A 14,662-nucleotide genomic window follows, 5' to 3' on the forward strand; every position below is an offset into this window, starting at 1 on the left:
CCCCATGTCTGGAACCGCGACGTTCGTCCTCCACACGCATCTCCCGTACTGCCGCCTGGCAGGTCGTTGGCCCCATGGCGAAGAGTGGATCCACGAAGCGCTCCTTGAGTGCTATCTGCCGCTTATAGGCGCCTTCCGCCGCCTCTCGAAGACGGTTGACGGGTCGTTGGGGGTGACGATCAACATCACCCCTATCCTCGCGGAGCAGTTGCGAGACCCACTGGTCGTGCAGCACTTTCGGGAGTACCTCGCCGACCGGATCGCCCGGGCAGAGCGCGACACCCACCGGTTCACGACAGGCCCCCGGGCGGACACGGCACGGTTCCACCTGGCGCGGTACACAGAAGTCCAGCGGCTGTTTGAAGACGACTTGCGTGGCAATGTCCTCGGCGCGTTCGCTGCGCTGGAGGATTCGGGCAGCATCGAGATCGCGTCTTGTGCAGCCACCCACGGCTACCTGCCGCTACTTGCGGACGACGACGCCGTCAGGTTCCAAATTGAGACCGGCGTCCAATCGCACGTAGCGAATTTCGGGCGCCCACCACGATCGTTCTGGCTGCCAGAGTGCGCTTACCGCCCGGGCCTCGAACGGTTCCTGGAGGATGCCGGGATCAGAGCGTTCTTCGTGGAAACGCACCTGGTGACCGGCGGGACGGCCCGAGGGAAGGCGCTCGGCGGAATGGTCGGCCCTTACCCGCCCCTGGATTCAACTTCCCGGCGACCGGCGGAGGCCGGCGCCCACCGTGGGAGCACATTCCGCCCCTACTGGGTCGGCGAATCGCGGGTGGCGGCGATGGCACGGAACGAACAGACCGGCCTCCAGGTTTGGTCGGCAGCGCATGGATACCCGGGCGACGAGTGGTACCGCGAATTCCACAAGAAAGACTCGGAGAGCGGCCTGCATTACTGGCGCGTCACGGGGCGCGAGACCGGCCTGGGCGCGAAGGCCGAGTACGAACCGGCGCGGGCATCGGCGGCCGCCCAACGCCAGGCATCCCACTTCCGCGATCTCCTGAAGCGGGAGCTCTTTCTTTACGAGAACGGCGCCAGGGAACACGGAAACCTCGTCTCTTCCTACGATACGGAGCTCTACGGGCACTGGTGGCTCGAAGGTGTCGAGTGGCTCGAAGCAGTCATCTCGCTCGTGGCGAAGGACCCGGACGTGACGCTCGCGACTGCCGAGGCAGTAGTCAGGGACGACCCTCCGAACGCGTCGATCGACCTTCCAGAAGGTTCCTGGGGGGCGGGCGGAGACCACCGCACGTGGTCGAATGACCAGACCGCCTGGACGTGGCCCGAAATCCATCGACGGCAGCAGAGGGCGCACGCGCTGCTGGCCAACGAGACCCCGGCAACACGCCAACTCGCCCGGGAACTCCTTCTCCTCCAGTCATCGGACTGGCAGTTCCTGATGACGACGGGCCAGGCCCACGACTACGCCGTTGAACGGTTCAACAGCCACGCAGCGCGGTTCGACGCAATCGCGAACGCCATCGAATCCGGTGATCCGGGATTCGCGAACGAACTGGTCCAACTCGAACACCTGGACAACCCGTTCCCCGACATCGACCCGCGGAGCTTTGCCGGCCGGCCGCAGGGAGCGTTCGCCCGGTGACGCACTGGGCGCAACTCCTTCACTTCTACCAGCCGCCCACGCAGACTCACGAGATCTTGCGGAAGGTGGCGGACGAGTCGTACCGGCCCGTTTTGAAAGTGCTGGCGCAACACCCAAACGCCCGGATAGCGGTGAACATCCAGGGAGTCCTCACGGACCTCTTGCTCGAACATGGTCTGGGCGACATCGTGACGTCTCTGCGGATCCTGGCGGAGAAGGGTCATGTCGAATTCGTGGGCAGCGGCAAGTACCACCCGATCCTTCCGCTGATCCCGGAGGCCGGACGCAAGCGGTCGATCGCCGATAACTCGCGTACGAACAGCGCCGCCTTCTGGGCGGCATGGAAGCCCTGCGGATTCTTTCCGCCGGAGATGTGCTTCAGCCCCGAGATCACCCCGGCCATCCGGGCGACGGGGCACGAATGGTTGATCATGAGCGGCGTTGGGTGCCCCGCGCCGTGGCCGATCGACAAGGTCCACCGGGTCAGTGCCGGCGACTCCGAACTGGCCGTGTTCTTCCGCGACGATGTGCGCAGCAACCGCATCTCGTTCCGGAGGACGACGCCCCAGGAGTTTATCGACGACCTCTCAGCAGTCGGCGGCAACAACGACGCGTACGTTGTGACGGCCATGGACGCGGAGACCTTCGGCCATCACATCACGCGCTGGGAACGGGAGTTCCTGGGCGCAGCGTTCGAACTTCTTACCCATCAGCACCGGCGAGGCGCCAATCGCGTGCAAATGGCATTCCCAAGCCAGCTGGTGGACCACTTCCCGGCGGGCGAGACCCTCGTGCCCTACGCCTCTTCGTGGAGCACCAGCAACGACGACCTCGCCGCGAATGACCCCTTCCCGCTCTGGCAGGCACCAGGCAACACGCTCCACGCGCTCCAGTGGGAATACGTCGACCACTGCCAGGACCTCGCCGCCACCGCCAGGCGATACGCATCGACGCCAGAAGCCAAGAAGTTCGCCGCGATCGCAACAGAAAAGCTCGAGCCCGGACTCCACAGCTGCCAGTTCTGGTGGGCGAGCCGCCGCCCGATGTGGGATGTCTCGATGATCCATCGCGGGCTTTCCCTGCTGAACGAAGTCGCGCTCAACGCTGCAAGGGCGATCGCCTTTGGCGGGGCAAGCCCGAGGACGAAACAGGAAGCGCGCTGGCGAGTAGCGGCAGCGAACGATACGCGCGAAGCCATTGAGCGCGCGCTGATGGAAGAGGCTGCCCCGTGAAAATCCTCTTCGCTTCGGCCGAACTCGACCCGTTCTCGAAAGTTGGCGGCCTGGCCGACGTGGCGGCCGCACTACCGCAGCGCCTGCTGGAGATCGGCCACGACGTGCGTGTAGTCACTCCTTGCCACCGGACTGCCATGGCGGCACACGCTGCTTCGGCGTTCCACCGGAGCTACACCGTTCCGCTTCCCGGCCCGGATTGGGACGTGGACATCGCGACGGTGGCCGGTGCGGGCGGCGTGCCGGTGGACCTGGTGGCGAACGCCCGGTACTTCGACCGCCCGGCAGTCTACGGCGAGAACGACGACCTCCTGCGCTACCAGTTCTTCTGCCGCGCCGTCATCGAGATGCTGAAGCAGGACGAGTGGATCCCGGACGTCATCCACCTGAACGACTGGCATACGGCGCCACTCGCTTTCGCGCTGCGGAACCTCGCCTGGGGAAATCCGCGGCTGCGAGGCGTCGCCTCGGTGTTCACGATCCACAACTTGCGCTATCGAGGCCCGGACGAGCTAAACGACTTCCTCGCCCAGGCGATCTATTACAGCGACATCGTGACGACGGTCAGCCCGACGTATGCGCGGGAGATCCTCAGCCCCGAGTACGGCGAGGGGCTCGAAGCGCTGCTCAACCTTCGCGGCGAGGCTTTTCGCGGCATCCTCAACGGGCTCAATGCCGACCTCTTTAACCCGCGCACCGACCGGTACATCGTCCGCCAATTCGACCAGGGGTCGATTGCGGACCGCTCGGCCAACCGCACCGCCCTCCGCGCGCAGTTCGGGCTCCCAGACGACGACGGCCCGATCGTTGCGATGGTCACCCGGCTCACCGAACAGAAAGGGATTGACCTCGTCCTTGGAGCACTGCCCGAACTGATTGCTGCGCAGGCGCAGTTGATCGTGCTAGGGGACGGCGACCGGTGGCTGCGAGACGAATTGGGGCGGCTCGAGGGTGAGTACCAGAGCCACGTGCGGCTGGCGGCCAGGTTCGACGAAGGCCTGGCCCAGCGCATCTACGCGGGCGCGGACATGTTCCTCATGCCCTCGCGTTACGAACCCTGCGGGCTTGGCCAGCTGATCGCCATGCGGTACGGCACGATCCCCATCGGACGCCGGACGGGGGGACTGGCCGACACGATCCTGGACCCGCAAGAGCACCCCGAAACGGGGACAGGGTTCTTGTTCGACGAATTCAGCACGGTGGGATTCGTGGCAGCCTTCGAACGAGCGCTGATGGCATTTCGCGACCCGGAGACCTGGGAACGGTTGCAGCACAACGCGATGAGCCGCGATTACAGCTGGCGGGCTTCAGCGAACCACTACGTCGATGCCTACGTCGCGGCCCTTCGTGCGCGCGGGATTGTGCCGCTGGAGTAACCGCCGCCGCCGGGCGCTGGTATGCTCGACCGCGTGGCTGAAGAACCTCGTATCCACATTGTTGGCCTCGGCCCCGGCGACCCTCGCCACGTCACGGTCGAAACTCGTGAATTGCTGGCGAGCGGCCTCCCCGTCATTCTCCGAACTCGCCACCACCCATCCATGGCGGCGCTGGCCCCCGCGGCCGAGGACTGCGACGACCTGTACCGAGCAGGGGAATCGTTCGACGCGGTCTACGACAAGGTGGTTGCCCGGGTCATCGCCCGGGCAGGCGATGGCCCGGTGGTGTACGCCGTCCCGGGACATCCCCTCTTCGCCGAGCGGACCGTCACCAGGCTGTTGGGCGCTGCCCACGAGAGCCGCATACCCGTGAAGGTGTACGCGGCCGTGAGCTTCCTCGATGTCGCAGCCAGTTCACTTGCCCTCGACCTGGGCGAAATCCAGGTCTGCGATGCGACAGCCACGCTGCGCCTGGACGCGCAGAGGCCGGCGCTGATCCACCAGGTGTTCGACCGCGACACGGTTAGTGCCCTCAAGCTGCAACTGCTGGAGATCTACCCGGCGGAGCATGAAGTCACGGTCCTTCACGCCCTCGGGGGCGCGAGCGAGTCGATCCGGCCGGTCCCACTGGTGGCGCTGGACCACCGGCCGTTCGGCTACCTCGACACACTCTTCGTCCCTGCGCTGGAAGCCATCGCCGACGTCCGCCGTCTCGATGGGCTCGTCGCGGTTGTGGCGCGGCTCCACGCCCCCGGCGGCTGCCCCTGGGACCGGGAGCAGACTCATGCGTCGCTCCGCCCGCACCTCCTCGAGGAGACCTACGAGGCCCTGGAAGCGATAGATGCGGCTGAGCCCGCGGCGCTGACCGAAGAGCTCGGCGATGTGCTCTTGCAGGTGCTGATGCACGCAGAAGTCGGCGCGAGAGAGGGGACCTTCGTCCTCGGTGACGTCGTCGAGAACATCGCCCTCAAGCTCATCCGGAGGCATCCGCACGTCTTCGGCGATGCGACCGCTTCGAGTGCCGAAGAGGTGTACCAGAACTGGGAACAGCTGAAAAAAGCCGAGAAGACACGTGATTCGATCCTTGACGGCGTGCCCAGGACGCTGCCGGCTCTCGCCGCTTCGCAAGCGATCCAGGGCCGTGCCCGGCGGGTCGGTTTCGATTGGCCGGATATCGAAGGGCCCCTCGAGAAACTGAGGGAGGAAGTCGACGAGTTCGCGAGGGCAGAGACAGCGGCGGAGCGCCTCGACGAGTTTGGCGACATCGTGTTTGTCCTGGTGAACATCGCAGACCATCTCGGGATCGACGCCGAACAGGCGCTGCGTGGAGCCAACGCCAAGTTCCGGGCCCGTTTCGGCGAGGTTGAACGGCTCGCGACCGCCCGCGGCCTCGACATGAGAGAGCTGAACCTGGAAGCCCTCGACACGCTCTGGGACGAAGCGAAGGCGGCGAAAATCGGCTCCTTGTGAGGGCTTGAGCGGCCTTGTAGTCTGTTTGTTGCAACCTGAAACTCACTCATCGGAGGCTCCCTATGGGAAACGCCACCCAGTCGGTCATCACGCTCGAAAGATTTGGGAAGGGCAAGACCTTCCAGCAGTATCTCGACAGCGGCATCCGCAACCGCGAACTGTTTGAGAACAACTACAACGGGCTCACCATTTCCGCAGAACAGAAGGCCGCGCTGCAGGAACTCGCCGCCCGCCCGGACGGACCGCACCACATGGTGGTTATCGGCGAAGACTGGTGCCCCGACGTGTATCGCGGGGCAGGCGTCGCCCAGAAGATCGCCGAGGCCGCCGGCATCGAAATGCGGTTCTTCGAGCGGGATCAGAACAAGGACATGATCGCCGGGTACCTGAAGGGCGGGGAGTTCGAATCTATCCCGGTGTTCGTGATTTATGACAAGGACCACAATGAAATCACCCACTTCATCGAGCGCCCCAGGCTCGCCAATGAACAGATCCACGTCACCCGGGACGTGATCGGCGACATGAGCCCCGCAGCGATTGCCGCGAGAATCGGCCACGAGCCATCTGAAGACGAGGTCGCCGCAGAACGAGCGAAGGGCCGCGACCGTTACATGGCCTGGCAGCGCGACAGCGATGTCTGGGCAGGTTGGCGAGTCGCGACGGTCGATGAAGTGATCGCCGACATCCGCGCCAAGCTGGGGTAGCCCCCTTCTCTGCAATTTCACCAAGGCCCCGCCGCACGGCGGGGCCTTCTGCGTGCCGAGCCGGGGTCAACCGAGATCGGCGGGTGCCAACTGAGGCTCCACATCGCTAGACTTCGCGAGTGCAGCCGAACCAGCGCAGGGGAAGACCCGCATCGCTCATGGTCTTCCTCACTCTCGCCCTTCTGCTCGGCCTGCTGGCAGCATACGTCGGCGTGATGCACTCCATCGTCGATGTCTCCCGCATCGGCGGCGACCACGATGCGAACGAGCGAGACGCCGCGTACAGCTATCTGCACCTCGTCTTCCTGGCCGGCTCAGCAGCGATCGGCTTCGGCGCGGGGAAGTGGCTGAACGGTCTCGGTATTGCGTTTGGGACGCTGTTCGTCATCGTCGTTGCGGTCGGGATGCTCGCGGTCCAGTTATCGTCGTATTCGTTGGCCTGCCACGGCCACAACGACATCGTCCGGCACTGGCAGTGCGACTAGTGTGAATCGAGAAGCGGAAGCAAGTCCGCAAGGTGGGAGAGCACAGCGAGAGGCTCTGCATCCCCGGAGTCTTCCTGACGGAACTCGTGCGTGAGGATGGCGCTCATGCCAACGGCCCGCGGGCCGCGGATGTCTTCGCGAACACGGTCGCCGACGAACAAACAGTCCTCCGGTTCCAGTCCGAGCGAGCGCAGGGCGACCCGGTAGATCTCCGGGTTCGGTTTCCGCACTCGGTGCTCAACCGAGAAGACGGCGACTTCGGCCTGGTCGAGGAGACCAAACTCCTTGAGGCGTCGGCGCATCTGGGTGGGCGATGTGAGTGTGTTGGAGACGTAGGCAACGCGAAGCCCGCGGGTGCGAAGCGCCTCGAAGACGGCGTCCCGCCCTTGCGCCGCCTCCCAGCGGGCGATGTCTGCTTCGCCGGCCATGTGGTCCAGCATCGCGGCGAGCTTGCGCGCCCTGGCGTCGCCGCCGATGAACGGTACAGCAAGTTCTGCAATGGGCGGCTCTGTCAGGTCGTGCCGCCCGAGGAGGCGCTCACTGAGGTTCCCAATGATGCGCGCAGCTTCATCCTCCGAGTCCTCGAATCCCTCCGACGCCAGCGCGGCGGCGAATTCCGCAGTCACATCCGGTATTGGGAGGAGCCGGAAGAGTGTGTCCCCAAGGTCGAAGAGGACGGCACTCGTCACGCGAAACCCCAGGGGCGGATGCGAGACGGAGTGATCTTGAGCATCACCCGTTCGGTCGCGGCGATGCGCTCCTCCATGGCAGGCGGGAGCGCCGGGCCGAGGTAGCGTTCGGCGATAGTCCGCATCGACTGGCGCGCCGGGTCGTCGATGACCGCCGCCGTCCCTTCGATGGCGACGCCCTTGTACGGCCGCTCCTTCGTGTCGACGATGAACGAGACGCGGGCATCCAGCCGGGCGTTCCGCGCTTTCGGCCGGGATGCTGGCGTGGAGATGACGATGTCGTCGCCGACAAGAGCGAACCACACGGCCGACGTGATCGGTGCACCGTTTGGACCGAGCGTCGAGAGCACGCCTGGCCACTTCGCCTCTTCGAGGAAGGCACGGACTTCAGGTGTCAGTTCGCGCAACATGGCGGCATTCTCAACTCATGGTTGGCCGCTGTCGATCCGAGGGGCCGGACGCGCACCAGCCAACCCGAAGACGGCTCAGGTTGTAACCTGAGACTCCGTGACCTCCGCTTCCCGCTCGCAACGAACGCTGGTGCTCGCCCTGCTGTGCGTCGCCTCGTTCGCGGTCGTGTTCAACAACCTGATCATCACGCCGATCCTGCCCGAGATTTCGGATGACCTGGGTGTGCGCGTTGCGGTGGCAGGACTCCTGGTAACGGCGTACGCGGTCGCAGGGGGTGTAGCGGCTATCTTCTCTGGCCCCTTCATCGACCGGCTGGGGCGGAAGCCGGTAGTCGTCTCGGGCATGGCGATCCTCACCGTCGCGACGGTCGCATCGGCATTCGCTCCGAGCTATCCGCTGCTGATGGTGGCGCGTTCCGTCGCCGGGCTTGGCGTCGCGTGCCTGACACCGGCGGTCTTCTCCGCGGTGGGCGATCTCTTCTCCTACGAGGAACGCGGCAAGGCCATGTCGTGGGTGGTTTCGGCGAACACCAGCGCGAGTATCTTCGGTGTGCCGGCCGGGGCGTTTCTCAGCGGTATGGTCTCGTGGCGATGGACCTTCGGCGTGCTGGCTGTCCTGCTCGCGGTCTTCACCTGGCTCATCGTTGCGAGACTGCCGGGGGATCCGCCGCGCCCGGAACGGCCGGCCGGCACCCGGATGTTCGATTCTCTTGGCGTGGTGTTACGGGATGTGCCGGCAGCCATGGCCCTGTTTTCCAATTACCTCGCGACGGTCTACTGGTTCATCTTCACGGTGTACATGGGCGCCTACTTCCACGACGAGTTCGGCCTTGCGAAAGCGGCCCTGGGGCTCATGTCCGCGGTCATGGGGCTGGGCGTGCTCTTCGGGAGCAACATCGGCGGACGGCTCTCGGACAAGGTGGGCAAGCGCCCCATCATCGTCTGGTGCAGCGGCATCTGTGCGGTGTTTATTAGCCTGGTGACCACCGCGTCGCCAGTGATCGGGATGGCGATCGGGTTCCTGTTCACGTTCTCCCTGTTCAGCGGCGCCCGCTTCGCGAGCGCGCAGGCAGTGACCACGGAACTCGTCCCTGAACACCGGGGCACGGTGATGGCGCTGAACGCTTCGGGCCAGCAGTTCGGCATCGTGACCGGCTCGCTCATCGGCGCAGGTGTGCTGGAGGTTTTCGGCTACCGCGGGCTTGGGCCAGCCTCTGGCGCCGTCGCCCTCCTTTCGCTTGTCACCTACGCGCTATACGTCGACGAAAAGCGGTTCACACCTGCGCCGGCACCCAACCCCGCATGACTCACCGGCCAGTCCCGTCCGAGTACAACAGCTACTACGAAGGCTACGTGAGCAGCGCCGGGGACGACCCGATCGCGCAGCTAGAACAGCAGATCGTCGCCTTCGAGAAGGCGCGCGGCCTCGACGAATCCGCGGCCTCGACGCCACCCGCGCCAGGCGAGTGGACGTTGAAGGAGGTGCTGGTGCACCTCTGTGACTTCGAGCGGATGTTCTCCTACCGGGCGCTCCGATTCTCCCGGGGCGACGCCACGCCCGTCGAGGCCTTCGAGCAGGACGCGTATGTCGCGACTTCCGGGGCGAATCGCCGCCCGCTCAGCGAAATCGTCGACGAACTGGTGTCGCTCCGGCGAGCCACGATCCTCCTGGCCCGATCGCTCTCCGAAGAGATGCTCGACCGGGCGGGCTCAGCGGGAGGCCACCCGGTGACGGTGCGGGCGCTCATCTTCATCACCCCTGGCCATAGCGAGGGCCACCTGGCCGACCTTCGCCGGGACCACCGGGAACTTCGGTAGCTTCGAACAGGCATCGCGGGCCGGTTTGCCTGACTGAAAAGTTGCGAAACCCTCACGTTCACGGTAGACATTGTGACTGCATTCACAGCCGGAACCCGTTTCCCCGGGCCCGGACTCCAAAATTTGGCAGGACACACGTTTGCACGACTACACGCGCATGGCCCCCAAGGCCACCCCTGAGACCAAGCCCTATTGGGACGGGTTGAAGGAAGGCAAGCTGATGATTCAGCGGAACAAGCAGACCGGGAAGGCGTACTTTCCGCCGCGCCCGTTCGATCCCGAAGATCCCTTCGCTGAGGTGGAGTGGTTCCAGGCAAGCGGCAAGGGCACGCTGCTCACCTACATCATCAGCCACCGGCCACCCCCAGGCTTCGAAGCCCCCTTCTCGATCGCCGTCGTACGGCTGGAGGAAGGCGTGCAAATGGCGACCAACATCGTCGACTGTCCTCAGACTCCCGAAGCGCTCCAGCTCGACATGGCTGTCGAACTTGCGCCAACGAAAGTGAACGACGACATCACGCTGCCCACCTGGCGGCCGGCGAAGGGAGCCTGATCCAGTGCCCACTCCAGGAAAAGTAGCAATCGTCGGCGCCTCCGAAATGGTCAGCCCCGAAGGCGTCTTCCCGCAGTACTCGCAGCTCGGGCTGCACGCCGAGGCGGCAATCCGAGCCATGAAGGACGCGGGCCTGAAGCCCTCCGATATCGACGGCGTCGCTTGCGCGGGCGCCAGCCCCACCGAGACCGCCTTCTACCTTGGCATTACGCCCACCTACGTCGATGGCACATCCGTCGGCGGCTGCTCGTTCATGATCCACGTCCGCCACGCGGTCGCGGCAATCGAAGCAGGCCTCGCGACCACCGTGCTCGTCACCCATGGCGAAAGCGGCAAGAGCGGCATCGGCCGCGGCGGCTGGCCAATGGGCGGCGGCGCAAGCCTCCAGGCCCAGTTCGAGCAGTGGACCGGGCCAATGGGCGCGCCCACCTCGTTCACCATCCCGGTGATGCGCTACCTCAAGCAGTACAACGTGACCGAAGAACAACTCGCCATGGTCGCCGTTGTCCAGCGCGAGTACGCCGCCATGAACCCGAACGCGATGATGAAGGACCCGATCACGGTCGAAGATGTCCTCAACTCGCGGATGATCGCGTACCCGTTCCGTCTCTTCATGTGCTGCCTGGTGACCGACGGCGCCGGCGCCCTCATCCTCACCTCGGCCGACCGGGCGAAGGACTTCCCGACCAAGCCTGTCTATATCCTCGGCACAGGCGAATCCGTCGAGACGCCGATGGTGTCGCAGATGAAGGACATGACCTCCTCCCGCGCCTTCAAGGTCGCAGGGCCGAATGCCCTCCGCGAAGCCGGCATCACCCACAATGACGTCGATCACCTGATGATCTACGACGCCTTCGCTCACCTGCCGCTCTACGGCCTCGAGGACCTCGGGTTCGTCGGCCCGGGCGAAGCGCCGGCCTTCATCTGGGAAGGCAACACGCGCCCCGGAGGCAAGCTGCCGCTCAACACCAACGGCGGCGGCCTCAGCTACACCCACTCCGGCATGTACGGCATGTACGCCCTCCAGGAGAGCGTGCGCCAGATGCGTGGGACTGCTCCCGCGCAGGTGGCGGGCGCGAAGATCAGCATGTGCCACGGCGTTGGCGGCATGTTTGCCGCCAGCGGCACCGTCATCATGTCCAACGAGCGCCCCTAGCGCCTCGTCCTCTGCGTTCTCTGGAGCCCGGTGTGTTTCCACCGGGCTCCGTCCTTTTCTGGGCGCTTTACGAAACACCATCAAAACGTGTTGACAGGTTAGTTGCTCGAAATGTGCTTTCTTCCGAAGCTCGTATCGGCGTTTGGCCAACACAGGAGCGAAAGCAATGCCGCGGAAGATCAAGCCTTGCCTCTGGGTCGTCGGCGATGCCCAGGAAGTCGTGGACTACTACTCGGGCATTTTCGAAGACGTCCGTGTGACCGGCACACAGAACTTGCCTGATGGCTCGGCCTCCATCGCCGAGATCGAGATCCATGACCAGCCGTTCCAGCTGCTCCAGGGCGGCCCCGCGGGCTGGAGCTTCAATGAATCTGTCTCCTTCGCAGTGAGTTGTGCGGACCAGGCCGAAGCGGACCGCCTCTGGTACGCACTGACCGCCAACGGCGGCGAAGAGAGCCAGTGCGGCTGGCTGAAGGACAAGTACGGGATGTCCTGGCAGATCGTCCCGGAAGAGTTCAACGAACTGATGGAAGGTGATCCGGCGGCCGTCCAGCGCATGATCGACGAGATGATGACCCAGCGGCGGCTCGATATGGCGAAGCTTCGGGCGGCCTACGACGGCGAGGCCGTGGTCCGCTAGCGATTGGACATTGGCGTCCACGGTCGGGAAACTTCGGACACGAATACCCCCCGAGGAACCTCTTTGTCCAACGACGCCACCTCCACCCCAAGCACCTCCACCGACACGCCCGGTCCGGGCCACGGACCGCTGGTCATAGGCCTCGCCGGCACTATCGCCGCGGGCAAGTCCACCGTCGGCCAACTGCTGGTCGAACGCGGCGCGCACCACTGCGACGCCGACAAACTCGTCCACAAGCTTTATGACCCGGGCACGCCCGGTTTCGACCGCGTCGTTGAAGCCTTCGGCCGCGAAGTCGTTGGCGCGGACGGTTATGTCGACCGAAAGATCCTCGGCGCGAAGGTCTTCGGGAAGCCGGAAGAGATGAACAAACTCACCCGGGCGATGGGGTCAATCACGGAGGCAATCAAGGCGGAGATCGACCGCTGGCGGGTCGAACTCGGACCTGACCAGATCTGCGTGATGGAAGCCGTCAACCTGATGGAACCCGGGTACGCCCGATGGTGCGATCAAACCTGGCTGATCGGCGTTGACAACGACATCGCCCGCGCGAGGCTCATCGAGACCCGTGCGATGAGCGAAGCCGAGGCCAACCAGCGCCTCGCGAGCATGATCCCGCTCGAGATCCGGGCGCCTGGCGCGGACTGGGTCTACAAGAACAATGGTTCTCTGGATGACCTCCGGACAGCCGTGAACGCCGAACTCGACCGAATCCTGGCCTTGCGGAAGTCGGGCGGCGCGCTGGAGTCCAAGTTCCCGGCCTGGTGGGCGGTGTTCCTCGAACGGAACAAGGAACGGCTGGCGAAGAGCGGCGCGACCATCGAAGGCGTCAAGAAGGAAGGTTAGGCAAGAATCCCGGACCGCCTGGAGAAGCCGCGCGGCCCGGCCGGGCGGCGCCCGGGGGGGGCCGGGGGGGGGGGGGGGGCGCGGGGGGGGCGCGGGGGGGCGGGGGGGGGGGGGGGGGGGGGGCGAAGCGGCTCGCCCAGCGTGGCGGGCCTCACTTCGCTGGCGAAGCCTCTCGGGACGGATCTCTTCGTCCTTCCAGCGCCGTCTCGTTCTTCCCACAGTCAGGATGAGGTCGGTGGAACCCCACCACCCCCCCCGCCACCGACCCCCCGTTGGGGCCCCAAGCACCCGCCGGCCGCGGGGGGGGGGCCGCGGCATCCCAGTTCGAATGCGACCATCTCGGAACGCTGCCAGCACGGCCGCGGCGATTGCCGTGTGCGCTTCGGCGCTCACATGGAGCCCGTCGGGCAGAAAGCGGGTATCGGGCACGCTGCCTTCTTGGAGGTTGATGAACGTTATCCTCAGCCGCCCGGTCAGGGTACGCATCTCGTCCAGGAAGCGAAGAAGTACCACCTCCTTCTGCGAAGGCGGGCCGGAACGGCGGTTCTCCAGCTTCACGAAGCCGTGGACAGCGACAACCTGGATGTCTTCCTGGCGGGCGAGCAACTGGAGGGCCTTCGTCGTCCCTTCCAACGCCACCTCGTAGGATGTCACCGGGGCGGCACCGAACACGCGGCGGGCGACGGCCCTGCCGGAGCGATTCAGCGTCGCTGCCAACCTGCCCCGGTCCCGCGTCAGCGCGTCCAATCGCGTGGCGAAGGCGTGGTACACATTCCCCGTCCGCTCGCCGAAGCGCTCCCGGACGCCGGGTTCGATTACCGGATTCAGGAAGGAGAAGCTGCTCAGAGTCACGAACACGATGTCGGGCTCGCGCCGGCGAAGCTCGCGCTCGAGGTAGTCTTCGGAGCCGGGCGCGTGTGCGAAAAACGGCCGCACGGTGATTTCCACCGGTTGACCTGTCAATTCCGGCAATGCGCTGGCGACGAGATTGGGCCACGCTGCCTGGCGGTCGGCGAGTTGGACACCGCCGGTGTTGCTCTGGCCGAAGATGAGGATGCGCGTTGGGTCAGTCACGCTGGCAGTCTGTTGGCCCGGCTGCGCACCGGCAAATCGATCCCTTGCCGCCCTTCGTCCTCCTTCGTACCATCCTCTGGCAATCCAAAGCCCCAGGAGTTACCCATGGCAGACGAGGGATTCGAATTCCCGGTCGACCGCACGCAGGTCATGCTCTTCGCACGCTCACTGCTCGACATCCGCCCCGAGTTCTCGGACCCGAATGACCCGGCGACGAAGGCCGTCGGGGGCATCGTGACCCCGCCGACGTTCGTGCAGTGCAGCGCGCACTGGCAGCCGAACTACCCGCTCGACATCACCCGGCCGCGCCAGGGACCACCTCCGGCGCAACGTGGCGATGGCCCGGGGGGTGGGGGCGGCGGCCTTGGCCGCGGCCTTCACGCAGAACAACACTACGAGTACCACCACCCGATCCACGTGGGCGACACGCTCACCGTAACGACAAAGCCGGGCAACCGCTGGGAGAAGGAAGGCCGCCGTGGCGGCAAGATGACCTTCAGCGAGTCGGTCACCGAGTACCGCAACCAGGACGGCGTCCTCTGTGTCACCGCCACCAGCGTCGGCGTCCAGACCGAACGCGCCGTGGACCAGTAG

Annotated in this window: 15 protein-coding genes; 13 read left to right on the forward strand and 2 right to left on the reverse strand. The window is 65.4% G+C overall.

Going from position 1 to position 14,662, the window contains the following annotated elements; all coding sequences use genetic code 11:
- The first annotated feature begins 4 nt into the window (after window positions 1-4).
- From IPG14_RS01405 to IPG14_RS01430, 6 genes are all read left to right on the forward strand, one after another.
- Window positions 5-1,615: a 1,4-alpha-glucan branching protein domain-containing protein gene (locus tag IPG14_RS01405; protein ID WP_343390681.1), complete on the forward strand. Its 1,611-nt coding sequence runs from the start codon at window positions 5-7 to the stop codon at window positions 1,613-1,615.
- Entirely contained in the window at window positions 1,612-2,847 is a 1,236-nt protein-coding gene (locus IPG14_RS01410) for a hypothetical protein (protein WP_343390682.1), read from the forward strand. The genes IPG14_RS01405 and IPG14_RS01410 overlap by 4 nt, the downstream gene beginning before the upstream one ends.
- Window positions 2,844-4,223: a glycogen synthase gene (locus IPG14_RS01415; protein ID WP_343384746.1), complete on the forward strand. Its 1,380-nt coding sequence runs from the start codon at window positions 2,844-2,846 to the stop codon at window positions 4,221-4,223. The genes IPG14_RS01410 and IPG14_RS01415 overlap by 4 nt, the downstream gene beginning before the upstream one ends.
- A 33-nt stretch (window positions 4,224-4,256) precedes the next feature.
- Window positions 4,257-5,693, forward strand: coding sequence for a nucleoside triphosphate pyrophosphohydrolase (gene mazG, locus IPG14_RS01420; protein ID WP_343390683.1), 1,437 nt, complete (start codon window positions 4,257-4,259; stop codon window positions 5,691-5,693).
- Between the two features lie 62 nt (window positions 5,694-5,755).
- A complete protein-coding gene (locus IPG14_RS01425; RefSeq protein ID WP_343384748.1) occupies window positions 5,756-6,397 on the forward strand; it encodes a thioredoxin family protein in 642 nt (213 codons plus the stop codon).
- A gap of 119 nt (window positions 6,398-6,516) precedes the next feature.
- Window positions 6,517-6,882, forward strand: coding sequence for a hypothetical protein (locus IPG14_RS01430; RefSeq protein WP_343390684.1), 366 nt, complete (start codon window positions 6,517-6,519; stop codon window positions 6,880-6,882).
- Here the strand turns inward: IPG14_RS01430 and IPG14_RS01435 are convergent.
- Together IPG14_RS01435 and IPG14_RS01440 are read right to left on the reverse strand one after the other, a co-directional pair.
- Window positions 6,879-7,571 (reverse strand): HAD family hydrolase, encoded by a 693-nt coding sequence (locus tag IPG14_RS01435; protein WP_343384750.1) that lies wholly within the window; start codon window positions 7,569-7,571, stop codon window positions 6,879-6,881. The genes IPG14_RS01430 and IPG14_RS01435 overlap by 4 nt on opposite strands.
- Window positions 7,568-7,981 carry a PPOX class F420-dependent oxidoreductase gene (locus IPG14_RS01440; RefSeq protein WP_343384751.1) on the reverse strand — a complete coding sequence of 138 codons (414 nt, stop codon included), beginning with the start codon at window positions 7,979-7,981 and terminating at the stop codon, window positions 7,568-7,570. Before IPG14_RS01440 ends, IPG14_RS01435 begins: the two co-directional genes overlap by 4 nt.
- Before the next feature lie 97 nt (window positions 7,982-8,078).
- Between IPG14_RS01440 and IPG14_RS01445 the strand changes: the two genes are divergently transcribed.
- From IPG14_RS01445 to IPG14_RS01475, 7 genes are all read left to right on the forward strand, one after another.
- A complete protein-coding gene (locus IPG14_RS01445) occupies window positions 8,079-9,287 on the forward strand; it encodes an MFS transporter (RefSeq protein WP_343384752.1) in 1,209 nt (402 codons plus the stop codon).
- Complete coding sequence (locus IPG14_RS01450; protein WP_343390685.1) at window positions 9,284-9,799, forward strand: DinB family protein; 516 nt, start codon at window positions 9,284-9,286, stop codon at window positions 9,797-9,799. Before IPG14_RS01445 ends, IPG14_RS01450 begins: the two co-directional genes overlap by 4 nt.
- Before the next feature lie 157 nt (window positions 9,800-9,956).
- A complete protein-coding gene (locus tag IPG14_RS01455; protein ID WP_343385231.1) occupies window positions 9,957-10,352 on the forward strand; it encodes a Zn-ribbon domain-containing OB-fold protein in 396 nt (131 codons plus the stop codon).
- A 46-nt stretch (window positions 10,353-10,398) separates the two neighbouring features.
- Window positions 10,399-11,508, forward strand: a complete 1,110-nt coding sequence (locus IPG14_RS01460) for a thiolase (RefSeq protein WP_343391041.1) — start codon at window positions 10,399-10,401, stop codon at window positions 11,506-11,508.
- Window positions 11,509-11,674: 166 nt separating this feature from the next.
- Window positions 11,675-12,148, forward strand: a complete 474-nt coding sequence (locus IPG14_RS01465; protein ID WP_343390686.1) for a VOC family protein — start codon at window positions 11,675-11,677, stop codon at window positions 12,146-12,148.
- Between the two features lie 63 nt (window positions 12,149-12,211).
- Window positions 12,212-12,994: a dephospho-CoA kinase gene (gene coaE, locus IPG14_RS01470; protein WP_343390687.1), complete on the forward strand. Its 783-nt coding sequence runs from the start codon at window positions 12,212-12,214 to the stop codon at window positions 12,992-12,994.
- A gap of 438 nt (window positions 12,995-13,432) precedes the next feature.
- The gene (locus tag IPG14_RS01475; RefSeq protein WP_343390688.1) at window positions 13,433-14,662 is read left to right on the forward strand and encodes a MaoC family dehydratase N-terminal domain-containing protein; all 1,230 of its coding nucleotides are present in this window, start codon (window positions 13,433-13,435) and stop codon (window positions 14,660-14,662) included.

Source organism: Candidatus Amarobacter glycogenicus, from assembly GCF_016704105.1.
Lineage (GTDB): Bacteria > Chloroflexota > Dehalococcoidia > Tepidiformales > Tepidiformaceae > Amarobacter > Amarobacter glycogenicus.